This is a genomic window from Sorangium sp. So ce726, from assembly GCF_051521405.1.
In the GTDB taxonomy this organism is placed as follows: Bacteria; Myxococcota_A; Polyangia; order Polyangiales; family Polyangiaceae; genus Sorangium.
Map to the genome: position 1 here is coordinate 1,102,791 of NZ_CP150349.1, position 19,459 is coordinate 1,122,249.

Consider the following 19,459-nt stretch of genomic DNA (forward strand, 5'->3'; position numbering starts at 1 on the left):
CGCCCGTGAGGGATCGCGCCTTGCAGAGGGCGGCGCATGCGCTCGATCGGATGCGCCTTGCCCCGTGCAAGGCGCAAAGGATGCGTGTCCTCGGCACTCTTTGCCGGAGAGATTGCGGTGATCCTGTCGCTCGTGAGCTTGCTCGTGGGGTGCGGCGCGGAAGAGCCGCCGCCGGACCTCCGGCAGCCGGCGGGCTGGGACGACGCGCTGCGGCTGCCGGATGCCGAGGATCACGACCCCGCGCCCGATGTGGTCGAGGTGCACCTCGAGGCCAAGGTGGCTGAGATCGAGGTGGTCCCAGGGCTCACGACCGAGGTCTGGACCTACAACGGGATGCTCCCCGGTCCGACGATCCGCGCGAAGAAGGGCGACCGCGTGGTGGTGAAGTTCGAGAACCACCTTCCCGAGGCGACGACGGTCCACTGGCATGGCCTGCGCGTGCCGGCGGCCATGGATGGGACGCAGCACGTGCAGAAGCCCATCGAGCCGGGCGAGGGCTTCGAGTACTCCTTTACCGTGCCGGACGCCGGCACGTTCTGGTACCACCCGCACCTTCGCTCGAGCGCCCAGGTCGGCGCGGGCCTCTACGGCGCGTTCGTTGTCGAGGATGCCGCAGAGGAGGCGCCGCTCGGCGATGAGCTGCTGCTCGTGATGAGCGACATCACCATCGAGGAGGACGGCTCGCTCGCCGCCGCCGACGAGAGCGGATGGTTCGGCGATTACTTCGGGCGCGAGGGCGCGACGGTCCTGGTCAACGGGAAGATCCTGCCGACGGTCGAGGCGCGGGAGGGGGTTCCGCAGCGCTGGCGGGTGGTCAACGCCGCGCGCAGCCGCTACTTCCGCTTCGCCGTGCCGGGCCAGCCGCTCGTGCTCATCGGTGGAGACGGGGGCCTCTCGGAGAGCCCGCTACAAGTGGACGAGGTGACGCTCGCCCCGGGGGAGCGCGCCGAGCTCACCATGCTGCCCGTCGAGGGCGAGCCGGTGGTGATCCCGCTCCTCGACGCGAATCGATTCCACCTGCCGAGCGAAGAGAAGCCCAAGGACCTCATGCGTCTCGATCTGGTCGACGAGCCTCCGGGGCGCGGCGCACGGCCGCTTCCCGAGCGTCTGGCCGAGATCGCCTCGATCGACACCGCGGGCGCGCAACGACAGGCGGTGGAGTTCATGGAGCAGGGCGATGCCGACGGAGCGGTGCTCGGCATCAACGGCCAGACGGACGGCTCTCTCATGTTGTCTGCCAAGACGAACACGGTCGAGATCTGGACGCTGACGAACACCACCAACTACGATCACCCGTTCCACCTGCACGGGTTCTTCTTTCAGGTGCTCGACATCGACGGCGCCGAGCCGCCCGTGCGCGCATGGCGCGATACCGTCAACCTCGTGCCTGGAGAGACCGTGCGGATCGCCATCCCGTTCGACGACCGCGCTGGCATGTGGATGTTCCACTGTCACATCCTCGACCACGCGGATCTGGGGATGATGGCGATGCTCCACCTGATGCCGTGAACGGTCCCTTCGATCAGGTACGAGGGCTGCCGGGCGTCAGACCCACGCCTGCGTCGTGGGATCCCAGCGCTTCCAGGCGCCGTCGTCGTCCGTGTAGAGCTCGCTCTTCCCGGGGAGGGTGCGGAAGCGCTTGCTGCTGATCTTCAGATCACCGATCCTTCCCGAGTAGTCGGTCTGCGCTTCGGCGGCCTTGATGCTCCGCATGTCGGCGACGAGCTCTTGCCCGCTCGCCTCGACCACCACATAGCCGTGGGCGTTGCTGTTGGCGTGGGCGAGGTGCGGGTTGATCTTCGTCTCAGGCGACGTGAGCAGCGTGTCGATGCTGAGGGCGAGCGCCGCGGCGCCCGGGAGCCCGCGCAGCGTTGGATCGCCCGAGACCTGGCTCGTCAGGATCTCGCGGAAGGACGCCGAGGAGACGGCGCCGCCCACGAGCTCGACGATCTTCTTCGTGGGATCGCCTCTCAGTCCGGGCGTACCAGCGTAAAAGGCGTGGACGTCGCCGGTGATCGCCACGACGCCCCCCAGCTCGACGAGCTTCTCGAGCAGCTCATCCCGCTTGTTGTGGAAGCCGTCCCAGGCGTCGGTGGTCGTGTAGAAGCTGCGCTTGAACTGGGCGGGGAGGGAATAGGGGCTGAGATCGACGGCGAGCTGGACGAGGCAGAACTCGTTGCCCCAGACCTTCCAGGTCGCCTTCGACCCTGCCATGGTGTCGAGGAACCAGGCCTCCTGCTCGGCGCCCATCATGTCCTCGCTCGCGCCCTGCGTCTCCTTGTAGCGGATGGCAGCGTAGATATCGAAGGTGTCCTTGGCCGTGAAGTAGCGGGAGCCGATGATGCCGTACGCGTTGATCTTGCCGAAATCCACGTAGGCGATGCCCCGCTCCAGGCCCGCTTCGGCGGCGTCGATGAGCGGGATCTGCATGTCCGCCGGCAGGTCCTTGTTCGCGGCGGTGACGATCTCGTTGATGAAGGCGACGCTGATGTTCCCCGTCACCTCGGCGGGGTCGTAACCCACGGTCTCCGCGGCCCCGGTGAGGACCGGCGCATAGATGCCGTCGCCGTAAGTCTCCACGTCCACGTAGGGCAGGGCGGCCGCGGGGACCTCCCCGAGCTCGGCCACGAGCGTCGGCTGATCGAGCGCGACCCTGCCGGGGAAAGCGTCCTCGGGGATGAGGTGATCCGGCCGGTAGCTGCGCAGATCGGTCATCACCAGGTGGACGTGCTGGCCGAACACGAAGTCGCGGTAGATGTGGAATTCGTCCGGGAGCGAGGCTTCCGGGTCGAGCTCGACGTCGTCGCCGTAATCGACGGGCTGGTACTCGAACCAGGCCTGGTTCGCGGCCTTGCGCCGGTCCGCGTCGGTCTCGTCCTGCCGGCCGTCGAAATAGGTGGCCGTGGCGCCGAAGCAGTCGTTCGAGAACTCGTGGTCGTCCCACGTGGCGATCATCGGGAAGCTCTCGTGGACCTTCTGGAGGTTCGCGTCGGAGCGGTATGTCCTGTAGAGCTCCCGGTAATTATCGAGCGATTTCGCCGCGTGGTAGGCGCCGTCGCCCTCACCGAGGGAGATGCTGCCGGCCACGTCGGTGAAGACGACGCGGCGCCCGGTCGTGCTCTGGAAGCTGGGATCGCCGTCCGTCTCGTAGATGTAATCGCCGAGGTGGACGAAGAAATCGAGCTCCTCCTGGGCGAGCGCCAGGTGGGTGTTGTAGTACCGCCCCACGTAATCCTGGCACGACACGTAGGCGAAGCGGACCTTGACGTCGGCGTCGTTGGCCGGGGCGGTCTTGGTGCGCCCCACGCGAGATGCGTAGCTCGTGCCGCCCTTCACGTAGATGAAGCGGTAGTAGTAGACGGTACCCGCCGCGAGGCCGCGGACCTTCACCTTCACGCAGTGATCGTGCCTCGCGAGCGCCTTCACGTTCGCCTGTCCGGCGTCGAGCGCCACCCGCTGCGCGAACCCGGCGTCGGTCGCGACCTCGACCTCGAGATCGAGATCATCCGCGCCGTCCTGCACGCGGGTCCAGAGGACGACGCTGCCGGGGCGCGGATCGCCGGAGGCGACCGACTGGGGGAAGTACTCGGAGCCGTCTGCGAGCTCGCGCTCGTTATCGAGATCGAGCGGGTTGATGGTCTCGGGGTTGTCGCCGCAGGCCGGAATGACCAGCGCGCCGGCGGTGACGAGCGTGGCTCGAAGGAAATCTCTGCGCTTCAGCATCGGGCGATCAGGGAATCCTGGAACTTTCGCCGGTGTCAATCTCCTCGTGGACCCCGCCGCTTCGCGCGCTGCCGGCCATCCCTGCAAAGCGCGGCGTCCGGTAAGTCGGGTAAGTGGGTGTGCTCACGCGTGGTCGAGTATGACCGAGCGTTGACGGACGTGGTCAAGCGTGGCCGAGCGTTGACGGACGTGGTCAAACGTGACCAAGCATGGTAGATAAGCTGTCGCGTGCTCGTGAGTCCTGTCCGAGGACCGCATTGGTCCTCAAGGGATAGATGAGCTAAGTTGAGCGTTTGTCATGCGGCGGCGGGGCACGACACGGGAGGGTGAGTCCGACATGAGGTCGGGGCACAGCATCCCTGACCGCCCTGGCGCGGAGCGTCGCGATTCGATCCCCCCGCCTCGATCCGGGCAGCCGTCCGGGCCCGGGCGTTCCGGCCCGTCCAGCGAGCGGTCGCCTGCTCCAAGGTCTGCTTCCTCGCGCAAAGTGCGGACCATCGACGTCCTCGTTCAGGGCGCGACCGTGGAGCTCTTCCACTTTTACGGCGTCGCCATAGCGCCTGCGGACAGCGGGGAGAGCCGCGACGAGGCGCTCGTTCACAGCGATCCTGCGAGCACGGTCGAGTTCTCGGCGCCCGGCTTCTCCGGCGTGCTCGCCTTGTCAGCGCACCCTGGCGTGTTTCGCGCGATGACGGGGCTGCCGCCCACGCTCGATAGCGTCGACGACTGGATGCGCGAGGTCGTCAATCAGCTCATGGGCAAGGTGAAGAGCCGCCTCGCGCGGTTCCAGATAGCGCTTCACGCCGAGCTGCCGCAGCTGCGCCGCGCGAGCGACGTGGCGCGCCGGTACCGGGGCAGCAAACAGCAGTTCTGCTATGCTTTCCGGACGTTGAAGGGCGAGGTGGTCGTCACGCTGGGCGGCGACTTCGACGAGAGCTCGCTGGTGTTCTCGAACTCGTCGCCGCTTCCGCTCGATGGAAAGGTGATCCTGTTCTGAGCACCCTTGCGCGGCACCCGCGCCGCGCAGTCTAGGGGCTACCGCCGCCGGTACCGCCGGCTCCGCCGCTGCCCGTGGCGCCGCCGCTGCCGCCGCTGCCGTTGGCGCCGCCGCTGCCGGCAGCGCCGCTGCCGCCGCTGCCGGTGGCGTCGCTACCGCCGCTGCCGTTGGCGCCGCCGCTGCCGGCAGCGCCGCTGCCGCCGCTGCCGGTGGCGTCGCTACCGCCGCTGCCCGTGGCGCCGCTGCTTGTGGCGTCGCTGCCACCGCTGCCGACGGCGCTGCCGCTGCTCGTGGCGCCGGGCGGCGGGAACGGTGCGAAGCACGCGTTTCCGATGACCTGCTGGCCCGGGTCGCAGGGGTCGGAATCCCAGCATCCCACGAGCATCGCCGCGGAGATCGCGCCGAGGGCGACGACCAGGGCGCCGCGACGGGCGGGCGGCATGATGCGAGACGGGTGAATGACCATCGTTCGTTCCTCTCTCCACGGACTCACGGCGGCAACACCTGGCCGTCGCGGATGCGCGCGATCACCTTGACGGTGGGGTTCACGTCGCTGGCAAGGATGTACCCGATACCGCCCGCCTCCTCGCCCACGGCGCGGAGCACGGCGTTCGGACTCGCCACCTTGCGCGGCGGCCGCTCGCCGCCGCGGATCTTCCTGTCGATCCAGTAGCGGGCGACGCCGTCGGGATCGAGGCCCAGCACCGCCATGTCGAAGCGCTTTCGCAGCGGGGAGTCCTCGGGGAGGTTCACCGGCATCACCGACCTTCCGGACCACTCCGTGCGCGTCGTCTGGAAGATCGGGCGGAGTGTGTCGCGGCTCGCAGCCCGCGCTGGGTTGGTCTGGTTGACTACAATGACGATCTCGTCCTCGACCGCGAAGGACGAGGCCGATGGGGTCATGCCGAGCAGGGCCAGGAGGAGCAGCAGGGAGTAACGCTTCATATTGCGTCGAACCTCTCTCAGAAGGCCAGGATCAGACGCGCGAGCGCGCTCGTGGTGTTGAAGTCCTCGATCTCCGGCACCCCCGGGGGCTGGTCGCGCAGGACGGTCATCGTCGTGCGCAGCACCTGGGTCCGAAGTGTGACGTCCGGGGTGATGTAGAAGTTCAAGCCGCCGCCCAGCTGGAACATGGTGTCGTGCCCGTAGAACGGCGCGTGCAGGGCGGCGCCGATGACGAACGGCTCCATGTTCAGGAAATCGAGCCGGTGCGCCGCCACGGCGTACGTGGAGGTCTTCCAGGCGTCCGGCGCGTAGACCCCGAATCCCCCCTGGCGCTTCCCTTCGTCGTAGACCACGCGGACGACCGCGGCCTCCGCGCGCAGGCGGGTGGTCCCGATGTCGAGCGAGACGTCGCCGGCCCCTGTGTACTCCTGGAACGACCACGTCGCATGGATGTCGGGGTTGAAATCTCCGATCTTGTAATCGGCGACCCAGTCGCGGGAGCTGCTCGCGATGAACGACGCCCCGAGCTTCAACGTCATCTTGCCGGGGTCCTCATAGCTGGCGTGCAGGCGGCCGCCGAACCCGCGGTTGTCGTCGAAGGCGAACGGCGCGTCCTCGTTGCGCCCGTTGCTCACGTACGCGTTGTACCCGAGCTCCCACGGGCCCGCGAACGTGCTGCCGTAGATCATGATCCCGGTCTGCCGCGTGGGAAACAGGCGTGATGTGATGAAATAGGGGATGGCGGCGGTGATGAGCACCGGGCTCCCGTGGTCGACGTTGTAGATGCCGATCGGGGTAAAGAACTGCCCGACACGCACCTTGAAGAGGTTGAAGCGCGTCCAGTCGATGTGGGCGCGCTCGATCGACACGAGCCCCCCATAGGTGATCGGCGAGCCCATCGCGATCGCTGTCGAGTCGAAGGTCCCGTATGGCTGCGTGGTCGTCCGGGCCACCACGCCGGGCGGCAGCATCGCCGCATCCACCGGGACCGGGGAGCCGCCGGGAGCGGTCGTGAACCGCAGCTCCCCGAGAAAGCGAAAGTGATCGGTCGGCTGCGCGTCGAGGTAAAGGTTCAAGTTCCCCACGACGAAGTTCGTGGCGTTCGCCTGCGGGAGGGCGGCCGCGAGGCCCGAGTTCTCCGGGACCCATGTGCGCTGGACGCCGACGTCGACGAACCCGTAGATCCGGAAGAGATCCTTGTTGTCGTCCTGCTCAGGCGGGGCGGCCTGCGCCTCCTCGACCGCCTCGAGGCGCTTCTCGAGCTCCGCCGAACGCTTCTCTGAAGCCGCGAGCCGCGCGGCAATCGCATCTTCTCCGGCGGCGGCAGGCGCGGCGGCGGCCGCTCCGGTGGCGGCGGGGGTCTCCGCGGCTGCGCCGGTGGCGGGCGCGGCGGCGGGCGCCCCGGTCGTGGCGGGCGCGGCCGTGGGCGCTCCGGTCGTGGCAGGCGCGGCGGCGGGCGCTCCGGTCGCGGCGGGCGCCGGGGCGACGCCGGCGCCAGGGCTCTGCGCATGCGCGAGAGATGCCGTGACGAGCACCGCTCCGATGGCTGCGCTCGAAGCGCGCGCGAGGCGCCGTGCTCGCGCTCGCCGCAGTGAACTCCGACCCATCATCATTGATTTCTCCCCGTTCGCAGAGCCTTCGTTGCGGCTCCAGCCGACGTCGCACGCGCTCTTGCGGACTCGCGAACTTCACGCGTAGCATACACAGCAACGAGGGCGGGGGGGAACTCGACGCGCTCCGTCACGCTCGCACCACAGCTGGGTGAGACATCACAACAGGAAAGAATGTGAATCAGGAGAGCACACATGGTGTGCGGGCGAACGTCGATGATGACTCCACGTGTGCACGCGTTGATTGTCGTTTGCATCATCAGCGTCGCGCGCAAGGCTCAGCTCGCCAGGTGCTCATGCTGAGAGCGCCGCGCGGGGGGAGAGGTGTTCGCGCGAGACCCCTCGTCACGAAGCACACGAGATGCGCGCGGGCGCCGCGCCGCGCGGGCCACGCCGGGGGGACGGGGGCATGCCGACAGTGCGTAGCGCTTCGATTCGACTGAAGCTGTGGTCGCTCGCCGGCGTCCCCGTCGCGGGGGCCCTGCTGCTGGCGGCGATGATCGTCGGCGACGCGCGGCAGCAGGCGGCGAGGGCGGCGGGGATAGGCTCGATCGAGGACCTCGCGCAGCTCTCCTCGATCATGGCGCAGCCGCTGCACGCCCTGCAGAAGGAGCGGGCGTGGACCGCGCTGGTCGAGGGGCTGGAGGCCCGGCCGCCGGAGTCGACCGACGTCGAGGGCGAGCGGCGCGCCACGCCGCCGCTCAACCGCGCAGCGGAGCTCCTGCGCGCGGGCGGCCAGCTCCGGGACGCGCGGGCGGCGACCGACGAGAGCCTCGCTCACCTCGACGCGTTCCTGGCCGCGCGCGACCTCTCCGGGCTGCCGCCGCGGCTCGCCCGCGACCTCGCCGAGGCGCGCGCCAAGGTCGGCGAGCTCGGCGCGTTCCGGAGCCAGGCCGACGCGAAGACGGTGTCGCTCGACAGCGTGCTGAGGGTCTTCGGCGGCATCAACGTGAGCCTCATCCGGGCCAACGCCGGGCTCTCCGAGCTGAGCGACGAAGGCGAGCTCCTGCGCAGGATCCAGTCGATCGTCGCTGTTCACGAGTTCGCCGAGCGCGCCAGCCGCCAGCACGCGCTGCTCGCGCACGCCTTCGCGTCCACGCAGTTCGAGCCGGGCGCGTTCAAGACGCTCGTGACGCTGATGACGGAGGAGCAGCTCTATCACGAGGAGTTCATCGCCAACGCGTCGGAGCCGGCGCGGGCGCTCTACGACGCCGCCCGCTCCAACCCGCGCGTGCGTCGCGCCGACGAGCTGCGCGCCGCCGCGATCGCGTCGACGGACGAGGCGCTGGCGATCGATCACGACGCGTGGTTCGAGGCGCAGCAGGGGCGCGTCGACGGGCTCGCCGCGATCGAGCAGGAGGCGATCTCCGGGATGAGGCGCGCCGCGGCGACCCGGGTCGCGGACACGCAGAGGACGGTGCGCGACGGCGTCGCGGTCTCTGCGTTCGTGCTCCTCGTGTCGGTCGCGCTGGCGCTCGTCCTCGTGCGGGGGATCTCCCGATCGCTCGAGGTCCTCGGCGAGGCCGCGGCCCACGTCCGGCGGACGCGCGACTACACGACGCGCGCCCGCAAGACCGCCGACGACGAGTTCGGGGCGCTCACGGACGCCTTCAACGAGATGCTGGCGGGCATCCAGGCGCGCGACGAGGTCCTCGAGGGCCACCGGCAGAACCTCGAGGCCACGGTCGCGGAGCGGACCTCGGAGCTCGAGAAGCGCAACCGGGAGATGCGCCTCGTCCTCGACAACGTCGATCAGGCGCTCGTGACCATCCACCGGGACGGCACGATGGAGCCCGTGCACTCCGCCGCCTTCGAGCGCCTCTTCGGCGTACCGGCGCTCGATGAGCACTTCGCCGATCGCATCGCCGGCCACGATCCGCGGGTCCGCGCGTTCCTCAGGATGGGGTGGGAGGCCGCCTGCGACGACTTCCTCCCGCTCGAGGTCGTCCTCGACCAGCTCCCGAAGACCCTGCACCGCGAGGGCCGCTACCTCGCACTCGGCTTCAAGCCGATCCTCTCGGGAGAGGGCCAGTTCAGCGGGGCGCTGATGGTGATCACGGACGTCACGTCCACGATCGCCTCGGTGCGCGAGGCCGAGCAGCAGCACGAGTATATCCAGGTGTTCGAGCGGGCCGTGAAGGATCGGCTCGGCCTCGTCGGCTTCGTCAACGACACGACCAAGCTCGTCGACGCGGTGAGCGCGCGGTCCAGCGGCGAGGTGGACGAGGTGATGCGCCTCGTGCACACGATCAAGGGGAACGCCGGGCTCTGGGACGTGACGAGCGTGGCGAGGGTGGCGCACGAGATCGAGAGCTTCGTCGTCGAGGAGCGCGCGTTGCCGTCCGACGAGCAGATCGACGCGCTGAGGGACGTGTGGCTCGCGTTCGTGGGGCGCGTGAGCGTCCTGCTCGCGTCGACGGCGCAGTCCACGCGCGCCGACGTCGGCCATGAAGAGGTCGATGCCTTGCTCGCGATGGTGCGCCAGCGCCGCGACCCCGCCGAGATCGAGCGGGCCGTCGCGGCCCTCCGCGACGAGCGGACCGAGGTGCGGTTCAGCCGGATGAAGGACCAGGCCGAGACGCTGGCGCGGAAGCTCGGCAAGCCGAAGCCCGAGGTGCGCATCGACGCCGGGGGCGTCCGGCTGCCCGCGTCGCGGTTCGCCGGGATGTGGCAGGCGCTGGGCCACGTCGTGCGCAACGTGATGGACCACGGGATCGAGCGGCCGGAGGCGCGCGAGGCGGCGGGCAAGCCGTCGAACGGCACGCTCACGCTCCGCTCGCGGACCACGGCGGACGAGATCGTCATCGAGATCGGCGACGACGGCGCGGGCATCGACTGGGAGCGCGTGCGCGAGAAGGCCGTGGCTGTCGGGCTCTCGGGCGCGACGCGGCGAGATCTCGAGGCCGCGCTGTTCGCGCCCGGCTTCAGCACGGCCGAGCAGGTCACGGACGTCTCCGGCCGCGGCGTCGGTCTTGGCGTCGCGCTCCACGAGTGCCGGCGGCTCGCGGGCCGGATAGAGCTCGACACCGAGCGTGGGCAGGGGACGACCTTCCGCTTCCGGTTCCCCCGGGATCAGGGCGACGCCGCGGGGGTGTCGCTCCCTGCCTCGCTGCCGCCTCCGAGCGGGCGGGGCTCGCTGGTACCTCCCCCTTCGCGGGGCGGATCGAGCCCGGGTATGGCGTCGGGGAGCGCGTGACACGGTGAGCACATCGACAATGCAGAGCGAGAGATCGAGGAGAGGGGAATGAACTCGGAGAGCTGGGACCGCATCCATGAGGAGCTCGCTTCGTCGTGCGTGCACCTGTTTCGCGACAACGGCGTCGACCTCCGTCGGCTGGACGACGCGGCGTCGGAGGCGACGCCGGGCAACGCGGTGGTTTCCTTCATCGGCTTCACGGGCGACCACCTGCGCGGGAGCCTGACCATCGTCGCGCCCGTGGCGCTCATCATGCGAAGCCACCCGCTGCGAGAGCAGCGCGAGATCGACGAAGACATGGTGTGCGACTGGGCGAGCGAGCTCGCCAACCAGCTCCTCGGCCGGGTGAAGAACCGCCTGCGCCACCTCGGGCTGGTCATCGTGCTCTCGACGCCGAGCGCCGCGATCGGCGAGCACCTGCGCGCGAGGGAGGAGCAGAGCGAGGGTTTCCGGCGGCTCCTGTTCGCCGCGGGGCCCGACCGGCTCGTCGTGCTCTTCGACGCGCTGGCGCCCGATAACGCGCTCGAGCTCGAGGAAGTGAACATGCCCGATCCGCAGCCCGAGGGCGAAGTGCTGCTGTTCTGAGCCGGATGGCCGTACACGCAAGAGGAGACACGTCACATGGCCAAGAAAATTCTTCTCGTCGAGGATTCGAGTACGGTCCGCCAGCAGGTCGGCATTCTCCTGTCGGGGGCCGGCTATGGCACGCTGGAAGCGGACAACGGCCGAGATGCGGTCGCCGCGGTCGCCACCCACAAGGATGAGCTGGCGATGATCATCGCGGACGTGAACATGCCCGTGATGAACGGCATCGAGATGATCCAGAGCCTGCGGGACAAGGGGCTCGCGTCGGGCGTTCCGATCCTGATGCTCACCACCGAGGGGCAGCCGGAGCTCATCGAGAAGGCCCGGAAGGCCGGCGCGAAGGGCTGGATCATCAAGCCGTTCAAGCCGGATCTCTTGCTCGCCGCGGTGAAGAAGCTCGCCGGCGAGCCCTGAAGCTGCGGCCGCGCGAGCCGCGGCCATCCTGGTGACCTCGGCCTGACCGAGGGGCGTCGCACTCCAGTACTACGGAAAATCGGCGCCTGCCGCCGGTGTTGGGCGGCTCTGCCCTGCGGCGCTGGAAAGCGCACGGTGGTTGCGGCGCAGCGCGGATCTGTGTGATCCTCTGTGCGGGAGGTCACCAAGGGCGCCCGATAGACAGACCTGGGCCACCTGCTTAGGTTGACCAGTCGACCCGTCGTTAGCCAGACGAGTGAAAACCGCTGAGGGACAATGGCAACGCCACAGGAAACAGAAGAGCGTCTCCGAACCTGGACGCTGGGGCAAGCAGAACGTGAGCGGCTGTGCCTTGGGCTGCTCGCGCTGGACGAGCGATTCTCGAACGTTCGACCACGCCGCCCGAAGGGTGGCCCCGATGGGGGACGCGACATCGAGGCCGTGCTCGACGGGTCTCACCTGGTCTGGGGAGGAGTCGGTTTTCGTAATAACGCCATTGACTCTCACGATGACAAGACCTGGGTCCGAGACAAGTTCCGCGCCGACGTGGATAAGGCCCTCGCTGAATGCGCCGATCTCTATGGCTTCGTGTTCTTCACCAACATCGACCTAACGCCGGCTGAGGTCGGAGACCTCGAGGCGTACGCGAGAAAGGCAAGGTTGAAATTTGTGGAGATTTTCTATCGCGAGCGGCTCCGCATAGGGCTCGACAGTCCCAAGGGCCTTGCCTACCGCTATCAGTACCTCCGCCTATCGATGTCGGATGCCGAGCAAGCAGCCTTCTTCGCCCAACTCGGTGGTCGGATTGAGGAACTGCTTACTGGTCGCTTTGATCAAGTCGATCAACAACTTGCGCGCATAGAGTTCTTGCACGAATGTGAGAAGCCTGTTCGGCACGTCGCTGGCGTTGTGACTCTAGATGGTGGATACTCACCGAGCGATCTAGGTCATTTTCGATTTCTGTTCATAGTGACAAAGGTGGGATCGGAAGACCCCGCGCCAACGCTCTATGTTGGAGGCCGAGACGCCTACCTGACAGTTCAAGGGCCGGAGGGGCCAATTTTGGCATTTGGAGATCACGTGCTGATCTGGTCGCAGGCGCCGGATGAGTTCGTCCAAGATACGCGTTTGGGGATGCAGGCCCGACAGCGAGACTTTGTGTCGTCGAGTCATATGTTCGGCAAGGGTCCGTTCAAGTATCTCAGGGACTTTGATGAGGGAACGATGATGCTTTGGGTCACGGCGCCACTATTCGAGCGACTTGAGTCTGTGGCTCTATATGTCAACGACTACAAAATCTTCGCTGCTGACAAGAGCGCCTTACGGTCTTGTGGTGCGCCGCCAGCTGAAGTTTGGAAGTGGCAGCCACCGCTGACGCCGGACGAGGAGGCTGTGCCGTGGGTGGAAGTCGGCATTCAAACAGAGAAGCCGGTGATCATGCGGCCGGACCTGAAACAAGTGCACACAATGTGGTCGTTGCCGTTTGCAGCCTACACGCCTGCGCGAAGCGAGTATCGAGAGTACACGCTTGAACCGGGGAAGCGCCGGCAGCAGTAGCAACGCGTAAAATGCTGGCTAAATTGATGTTGCAGCTGGCGAGCTTGTCGGTCGCGCCTCGCGCTCCCTCTAGCGCCCGCAGCTGAACGCCGGTAGGTTGGGCCGGAAGAACCTTGGTTCCACTGCGAGTAAGCGAGGCCACTCGATGACCTAGCACCAACGATGAGGCAGCCCTTGACCTCAGGGCTGCCTCACGTTGGTGCTAGGGTCAACATCGTCGGACCTCGTTTGCAGCGGGGTTCGGCCAAGATCCCCGGGCGCCGGCAAGCGTCGCGGGGGTCACTTACTCCCGGCGGAAGCCTACGGGCCGATCACGAGGTCACAACAGATATCAGCATTTCGGACACTGCATTTTCAGGTTCCGGACACGCGGTCTGGGAGACCGACTATTCCGGACACCACCCAAACGAGCGTGGAGCGCGAGGATCTTGTTCCGGCAGACGCCTTCACCCAACGCTTCGCGCAGCTCCTGTCACTCGGGTATACGTGGAACAACGTCAGCGCGGTGGGGTGCTGCGTGGTGCCCTGCTGGTAAGCGTCGAGGTGCCCACCTATACACGATCCGATATCAACGTCCCGACTATCGACGTTGCCGGTCCTCCGGCATTCGTTCGGTAGCGAGCAGGCTGGCGGCTTGACAATCTTATTCTGGTCCAGGACTCGCTATGATCGAGCCGCCCAACTCGCCGCTGCTGCTGACGTCGCACCGAGTCTCGCTGTGCTCGGCACGGCGCGGCGCAGCACAGCGTCACTCGTTGGACGGGCCGCTCGCGAGCGAAGTCCGCGTGGACGTTGACATGTGCGACGAAGTGTGCTGGTCTCCGTGGGCATGCCCGTGATCGGTGACCTCACAGTGACTGAGGTGCGAGCCTCCGGCGAGGATCTGCTTGTCGAGATCGCCGAAACGACGAGATTGTCTCCTCAAGCCGTCCGCCGACGTCTAGACGGTGCTCGAGGGAATGCACGGATTCGCAGTGTGTTCGTAGACGAATGGCCAGACCTCGCGGGCGAACTCGCTTGCGAGACCGTCGCTGGTGCCAAAGCGAAAAGACTGGATGACAAGATCGCGCGTGTGACGAGCCTCAGTGCTGGAATGGTCGCCTTCGTTCTCGAACATGCCTCCGCTCGCATGCGAATTCACAATGCGTTCGACTTTGCGTGGCCGGGAAAAGTCGAACGCGACGAGCGCGAGCGGTACCTTCGCGAGATTCTATCTGATCAGACCGTCGGCACGATTCGCCAGTACGATCTCTTTGCCGACCTAGCGGAGGCCTTTGCGCTCAACGAACACGACGTGCGCAACAGCCTAGCTGCGCATCGGGCCAACAAGCTACTTAAGAATATTGGCCTCGGTGGCGCTGAATGCAGCCCGGGCGAGGTTTATGTCCAGCAGTTGAGGTCTAACGAAGAGAGAATGCTCTCGTTGCTGCCAAAGGACGGCACCGCGCTTGGGAATGGCAGCCTCCGCGACATGCTTGGATGGGACGAAGATAAGTACTTTCTCGTACGTTCCAATTTACTTCAGAAAGAATTGATCTGGCTAGGGAAAGGTCGCGGGGGAAGTGTTATGCTTGCCTCCGGGGGGATGGAGTCACGTCAGGGAGAGCTCCTCGCACTCGTTCCCGGAGATGGCAGCCCTGTATCCAATGCGAGCCTGGTAAGTCAACTCGGATGGGAACAGCAGTTCTACGACGAGATTAAGAAGCAGCTTGTCGAAGAGGGCTTGCTTCAGGTGGGCAAGGGGCGCGGAGGATCTGTGTTTCGATCGCTCGTTTCGGCCACGCGCGGACCGAATGGTCGCAGCATGGTCTTGTCGACGCCCGCTGTCCACTTTTCGTCTTCTGCGAACACGAATCAGTTTCGGGAACACGGAGCCACCATGCCCAACGCGATCGATGTCTTCTTTTCGTACTCTCATAAGGACGAAGAACTTCGCGATCAACTTGCGACCCACCTAAAGCTTCTTGAGCGCACGGGCGTCATTCGCAGTTGGCACGATCGCAGGATTGGGGCGGGCCAAGAGTGGAAGGCTGCCATCGACAAGAACCTCGAGGCCGCACATGCAATCCTGCTTCTTGTGAGCGCGGATTTTCTCGCGTCGGACTACTGCTATGACGTCGAGATGAAGCGCGCGCTCGCACGGTACGACGCACGAGAGGCAATTGTGCTCCCGATCATCCTACGCGACTGCAATTGGAGCCGTGCACCTTTTGCTAAGTTGCAGGCCTTGCCTAAGGACGCCAAACCCGTGACGAGTTGGGCCAACCGTGACGAGGCGTGGACCAATGTGGCGGCCGGGATCGAGGCTGCCGCGGCTCGGTTCGCCGCCCCTTGATCCGTCCGCCGGAGGTTCTCGCCGCTCCGGTGGACTGCATGAGTCAAGGGGAGACTGACCCTCAGGACGGTGGCACGGCCGTACCGACAGAGCCAGCGCCCGGTGCTTCCAGGCCACCACCGATCACCACCTTCTCAAATGCCGCAATGGCCTTCGCTTCTACCGAGAGGGTCACCAACGAACCCGACGAAGATGTTGCCGCCGTGTCAGAGGAAGACGATGATTGGGACGATGCCGCGCTGCGTCCGATCCATCGTCTTTCAGACACCACGGTCGCGTTCTTGGACAGGTTCCGTGACGCATTCCCCGGGGTCAGGGGCACGTTTCTGGCGAAGAATGCCGACGAAGGCATTAGCAGGCTTGCGGTGCTACTGAGGAGACCGCTCGGAACGGATGCGTTTTCTCCTTTCTGGTACCTCAACGTATCCGGCTCATTGCCGATCGACGAATTTCGTCGTGTGGATAAGGGGCACGTCCGGATCGACTCTGAGCTGTTCAATGTTCGCGCCGTGCACGCCTACACGTCTGAAGCATATTGGAGAAACTTTGTCTTGGTCGAGTGCGAGGCAGACCCTCCCATCGGACTCTACCCTGTGCCAGACCAGGACGAGATGCGCAACTATGTGAACGAATTTGGCTACTACTCCGAAGAGTATGGCGTCTCGGATAGTATGGTTGTAACTCGTGCTGAGCACGATGATGGTCGTGTTTTTCGGGACGGTAAGTCTATTCGCCTCAAGACCCGTCTCGAGGTTCGGTACCTCACGCCAGTTGCGTTTATTGTCTGTGCACAGGCATCGGCCCTCCACAATCCCGCACTCGATGCTGAGCGCAAAGAGCTGATCAAGCACGTGGCCGCGGGGACCGCCGCTATGGCCGACCTCGTTGAGTGGGCGCGCCAGCTCGGTAGATATGATCGCGGATAATCGTTCGGCACTATGTGAATGAGCTCTCCGCGACCTCGTGTCGATGCATGCCCTCGTCGGTGGACAACATGCCGCCCAACTCAGGCTTGGTTCCGACGAGCGGGGGCGCGCAGCGCCCCCGCTCGCGGCATAAGCCTGGTCGTTATCCGGACGAGAGTGAGCGACGGCGTCAGCCGCAGGTGCGCGCCCCCGAAGGAGGAAGATGTGGCGAGAGGACGAACGCAGCGAGCCGCGACCGTCGGCGTCGCCGAGCACGGTAACTCGGCGGTGCTCGTCACTGTCACGCCCGGCGGCGAGCTCCTCGATCGTCGGCTCATCGACCTCACCGATCGCGGTTTGCCGACGCACCTACATCACCACGAAGGGTCGTGGGCGGTGGGCCGTTACCTGAACATCCCGGGAGCGCGAGCGCTTTCGCTCGCTGACGCCCTGGCGCTCGCACGCGCGCGCCGCGCGAGAGCCTCGAGGCGCTGGCCGCGGCGGCGCCCGTGCCGATTGCGAGCATCGCGATCCGCGCGTGCCCCAAGCTTCCGCCTACGACCGAGGAGCGGATCGCTGACGATCGCGCGCAGACGGTCGCCGACTCCGTAATGTATCGCGAGGCCCTCGCGACCGCCGCCGAGGCGCGCGGCTGGTCCGTGCATTGGTATGACCGCGAGCGTGTGTTTCGCGATGCTGCAACGGTGCTCGGCCGCGAAGACGTAAACGCTTTTCTGTCCGCGATGGGTCGATCGATCGGGCTGCCTTGGCAAGCTAAACACAAGCTTGCGGCAGCTGCGGCGCTCGCGGCCACAGGGCATCGAGCGCTGCGGCCAACCGCCGGCTAGCATGCAGTTTCAGCGGACGGTGATACGGCCGAACAGGAGCTTGACACGAGCGATTTTATCGTATGGCCTGTCCTGCTCGGAGAGCCCATGAAGAAAGCGTGGAAAGATGCAGTCACCTTCATCACAGGCGGCGGCTCGGGGATCGGTCGAGCGCTCAGCCTGGAGCTCGCGCGGCGCGGCGCGCGAGTGACGGTGACGGACGTGAACGGCGACGCCGCTGCGAAGGTGGCGGCCGAGGCTGGAAACGGTGCTTCGTCGCGCGCGCTCGACGTGCGCGACGAAGCGGGCATGCGCGAGGCCATCGAGGACACCGCGGCCCGTGGCGGGCGCCTCGACTTGCTCATCAACAATGCGGGAATCGGCGTCGCCGGCGAGGCGCACGAGATCCCGCTCCCGCACTGGGACCGCGTCCTCGACATCAACGTGCGCGGCGTGCTGCACGGCATCGTCGTGGGCTACCCGATCATGGTGCGTCAGAAGAGCGGCCATATCCTCAACGTGGCCTCGCTCGCCGGCCTGGGTCCAGCACCGCTCTTCACGCCGTACGCGATGACCAAGCACGCCGTCGTCGGCCTCAGCACGAGCCTGCGAATCGAAGCGGCGGCATACGGCGTCCACGTCAGCGTGCTCTGCCCGGCCGCGGTGGAGACCCCGATCCTGGACTCCGAGAATCCCCGCGATTTGCCGGCGGTCCCGTGGGTTCCGAACGCGAGACGCCTGCTCGAGGCCCTTGCCGGCCCGCCTTACCCGGCCGACGCGCTTGCGCGCGAGGCGCTCGATGCCGCAGCCGACGACGTGCCCGTCATCGTGCTCCCCTCACGCGCACGCTTCCTCTGGCGCCTCGGAAGGATGTTCCCGGCGCTCGTCGAGAAGGGCGGCCGCGACGAGATCGCCAAAGAGCGAGCGACGCGAGGGTGAGCGTTCGAGCGTGGGGAGCGGCGCTTCACTTTTCGGCGCAGACGCTGAGCTCGCCGGTCGAAAGGCTCCTTCAGAACTTCAGCATGTTTGAAACGCTCCGCGATCCATGCACCGCGGATTGCCTCTGGGCACGCGGCGCGATAGGGGACGTGGGTGAACATCGCTCCTTGGATCGGGCTGGCGGCCGTCTGTCTCTTCGTGGCGTGCTCCGACGAATCGGGCGACACGCCTGACGATCAAGGCAGCACGACCGGCAGCAACACGACAGCAGCGTCGGTGGGCAACAGTGGCGCGGGAGGCGATGCGTCGCCCGCGGGCTCGACGTCCTCGGGCTCGACGTCCTCGGCTGGTTCTCCCGCTTCCGCGGGGAGCGGCGGGGAGCCGCAGGGCTCGGGCGGCGACGCGCAGGGCTCGGGCGGCGACGCGCAGGGCTCGGGCGGCGACGCGCAGGGCTCGGGCGGCGACGCGCAGGGCGGCGCCGGCGCCGGAGGCAGCGGCGCTGGAGGCAGCGGCGCTGGAGGCAGCGGCGCTGGAGGCAGCGGCGCTGGAGGCGCCGGGAGCCGCTGCGATCCGGAGGAGTCGCGCGCGAACAAGGCCCTCGTCGCGCAGGCCATCGATGCGCTGTTCGTCCAGAAGGACGTCTCGGCGATCGATCGCTATTGGGCCGATCCCTACCTCCAGCACAACCCGATCGCGACGAGCGGCGTTGCCACGCTCAAGAACCTGATGCGGGGAATCGTCACGTCGGGGTCGTTCAGCTACCAGCGCCTGCGCACGTTCGGCGAGTGCGATCTCGTGGTCGTGCAGGGCCGCTATTCGGGGACCGGCGTGATCTTCGACATGTTCCGCGTGAAAGACGACAGGATCATGGAGCACTGGGACTCCGACTCGAACCAGGCCTCGGCGACGGACGGCCCGAAGGACGTCGAGGACGAGGCGCTCACGGGGCAGAACCGCGCGCACGTGCTGAGCTTCATCGACGCCGTGCTCATCGGAGGGGCGCACGCGCGAGCGTCGGAGTTCCTCGGCGCGAGCTACGTCGAGCACCGCGACACCGACGCGAGCGGCCCCGCCGCGCTCGTCGAGTACATGAAGGACGAGGGCATCAGCTATGTCAAGGTGCACCACGTCATCGCCGACGGGAACTTCGTCTTCACCCTGTCGGAAGGGAAGCGCAACAACGCAGCCTATGGCTTCTACGATCTGTTCCGCGTCGAGGGCGGCGACATCGTCGAGCACTGGGACTCGCGGCGCTCCGTGCCCAACTCGACCATGAGCGGGCTCCCGATCTTCTAGACACCGATCACGTTGAGACCCGGAGAATTTTCACAGGGAGGAGGGGAGGCGGGGAGGAAGAAAAAAATGAATCTCTCCCTCTTGCCGTCTCTCGCTCCCCGCCTCCCCGCCTCCCTGTGAAATTCCCGAT

15 protein-coding genes are annotated in these 19,459 nt (G+C 66.7%); 11 read left to right on the top strand and 4 right to left on the bottom strand.

Annotation, left to right across the window (positions count from 1 at the left end; genetic code table 11):
* The first annotated feature begins 84 nt into the window (after positions 1–84).
* The gene (locus tag WME79_RS04115; protein ID WP_437532163.1) at positions 85–1,509 is read left to right on the top strand and encodes a multicopper oxidase family protein; all 1,425 of its coding nucleotides are present in this window, start codon (positions 85–87) and stop codon (positions 1,507–1,509) included.
* Positions 1,510–1,545: 36 nt separating this feature from the next.
* Here the strand turns inward: WME79_RS04115 and WME79_RS04120 are convergent, their stop codons facing one another.
* Positions 1,546–3,723 carry an alkaline phosphatase D family protein gene (locus WME79_RS04120; RefSeq protein WP_437532166.1) on the bottom strand — a complete coding sequence of 726 codons (2,178 nt, stop codon included), beginning with the start codon at positions 3,721–3,723 and terminating at the stop codon, positions 1,546–1,548.
* 487 nt (positions 3,724–4,210) lie between these two features.
* Between WME79_RS04120 and WME79_RS04125 the strand changes: the two genes are divergently transcribed.
* Positions 4,211–4,720: a chemotaxis protein CheX gene (locus WME79_RS04125; RefSeq protein ID WP_437532169.1), complete on the top strand. Its 510-nt coding sequence runs from the start codon at positions 4,211–4,213 to the stop codon at positions 4,718–4,720.
* Between the two features lie 31 nt (positions 4,721–4,751).
* Here WME79_RS04125 and WME79_RS04130 read toward each other — a convergent pair whose 3' ends face one another.
* Genes WME79_RS04130 through WME79_RS04140 form a run of 3 tightly spaced genes read right to left on the bottom strand, consistent with a single transcriptional unit; the run spans position 4,752 to position 7,200 of the window.
* Positions 4,752–5,186, bottom strand: coding sequence for a hypothetical protein (locus tag WME79_RS04130; RefSeq protein ID WP_437532171.1), 435 nt, complete (start codon positions 5,184–5,186; stop codon positions 4,752–4,754).
* Positions 5,187–5,209: 23 nt separating this feature from the next.
* Positions 5,210–5,665, bottom strand: a complete 456-nt coding sequence (locus WME79_RS04135; RefSeq protein WP_437532173.1) for a hypothetical protein — start codon at positions 5,663–5,665, stop codon at positions 5,210–5,212.
* A 17-nt stretch (positions 5,666–5,682) separates the two neighbouring features.
* A complete protein-coding gene (locus WME79_RS04140) occupies positions 5,683–7,200 on the bottom strand; it encodes a hypothetical protein (protein ID WP_437532176.1) in 1,518 nt (505 codons plus the stop codon).
* Positions 7,201–7,684: 484 nt separating this feature from the next.
* Here WME79_RS04140 and WME79_RS04145 point away from each other — a divergent pair, with 484 nt between their 5' ends.
* The 9 genes from WME79_RS04145 to WME79_RS04185 all read left to right on the top strand — a co-directional run bounded on the left by WME79_RS04145 (position 7,685) and on the right by WME79_RS04185 (position 19,329).
* Positions 7,685–10,471: a nitrate- and nitrite sensing domain-containing protein gene (locus WME79_RS04145; protein ID WP_437532179.1), complete on the top strand. Its 2,787-nt coding sequence runs from the start codon at positions 7,685–7,687 to the stop codon at positions 10,469–10,471.
* A 48-nt stretch (positions 10,472–10,519) separates the two neighbouring features.
* Entirely contained in the window at positions 10,520–11,056 is a 537-nt protein-coding gene (locus tag WME79_RS04150; RefSeq protein WP_437532182.1) for a chemotaxis protein CheX, read from the top strand.
* Between the two features lie 36 nt (positions 11,057–11,092).
* Positions 11,093–11,470, top strand: coding sequence for a response regulator (locus WME79_RS04155; RefSeq protein ID WP_437532185.1), 378 nt, complete (start codon positions 11,093–11,095; stop codon positions 11,468–11,470).
* Between the two features lie 276 nt (positions 11,471–11,746).
* Positions 11,747–13,027 carry a hypothetical protein gene (locus tag WME79_RS04160; RefSeq protein ID WP_437532188.1) on the top strand — a complete coding sequence of 427 codons (1,281 nt, stop codon included), beginning with the start codon at positions 11,747–11,749 and terminating at the stop codon, positions 13,025–13,027.
* 829 nt (positions 13,028–13,856) lie between these two features.
* Positions 13,857–15,362: a toll/interleukin-1 receptor domain-containing protein gene (locus WME79_RS04165; RefSeq protein ID WP_437539761.1), complete on the top strand. Its 1,506-nt coding sequence runs from the start codon at positions 13,857–13,859 to the stop codon at positions 15,360–15,362.
* 146 nt (positions 15,363–15,508) lie between these two features.
* On the top strand, positions 15,509–16,288 hold the full coding sequence (locus WME79_RS04170) for a hypothetical protein (protein ID WP_437532191.1): 780 nt from the start codon (positions 15,509–15,511) through the stop codon (positions 16,286–16,288).
* Between the two features lie 488 nt (positions 16,289–16,776).
* Complete coding sequence (locus tag WME79_RS04175) at positions 16,777–17,115, top strand: hypothetical protein (RefSeq protein WP_437532194.1); 339 nt, start codon at positions 16,777–16,779, stop codon at positions 17,113–17,115.
* 87 nt (positions 17,116–17,202) lie between these two features.
* Positions 17,203–18,033 carry an SDR family NAD(P)-dependent oxidoreductase gene (locus WME79_RS04180; protein WP_437532197.1) on the top strand — a complete coding sequence of 277 codons (831 nt, stop codon included), beginning with the start codon at positions 17,203–17,205 and terminating at the stop codon, positions 18,031–18,033.
* Between the two features lie 153 nt (positions 18,034–18,186).
* Positions 18,187–19,329, top strand: a complete 1,143-nt coding sequence (locus tag WME79_RS04185) for a nuclear transport factor 2 family protein (RefSeq protein WP_437532200.1) — start codon at positions 18,187–18,189, stop codon at positions 19,327–19,329.
* The last annotated feature ends 130 nt before the right edge of the window (positions 19,330–19,459 follow it).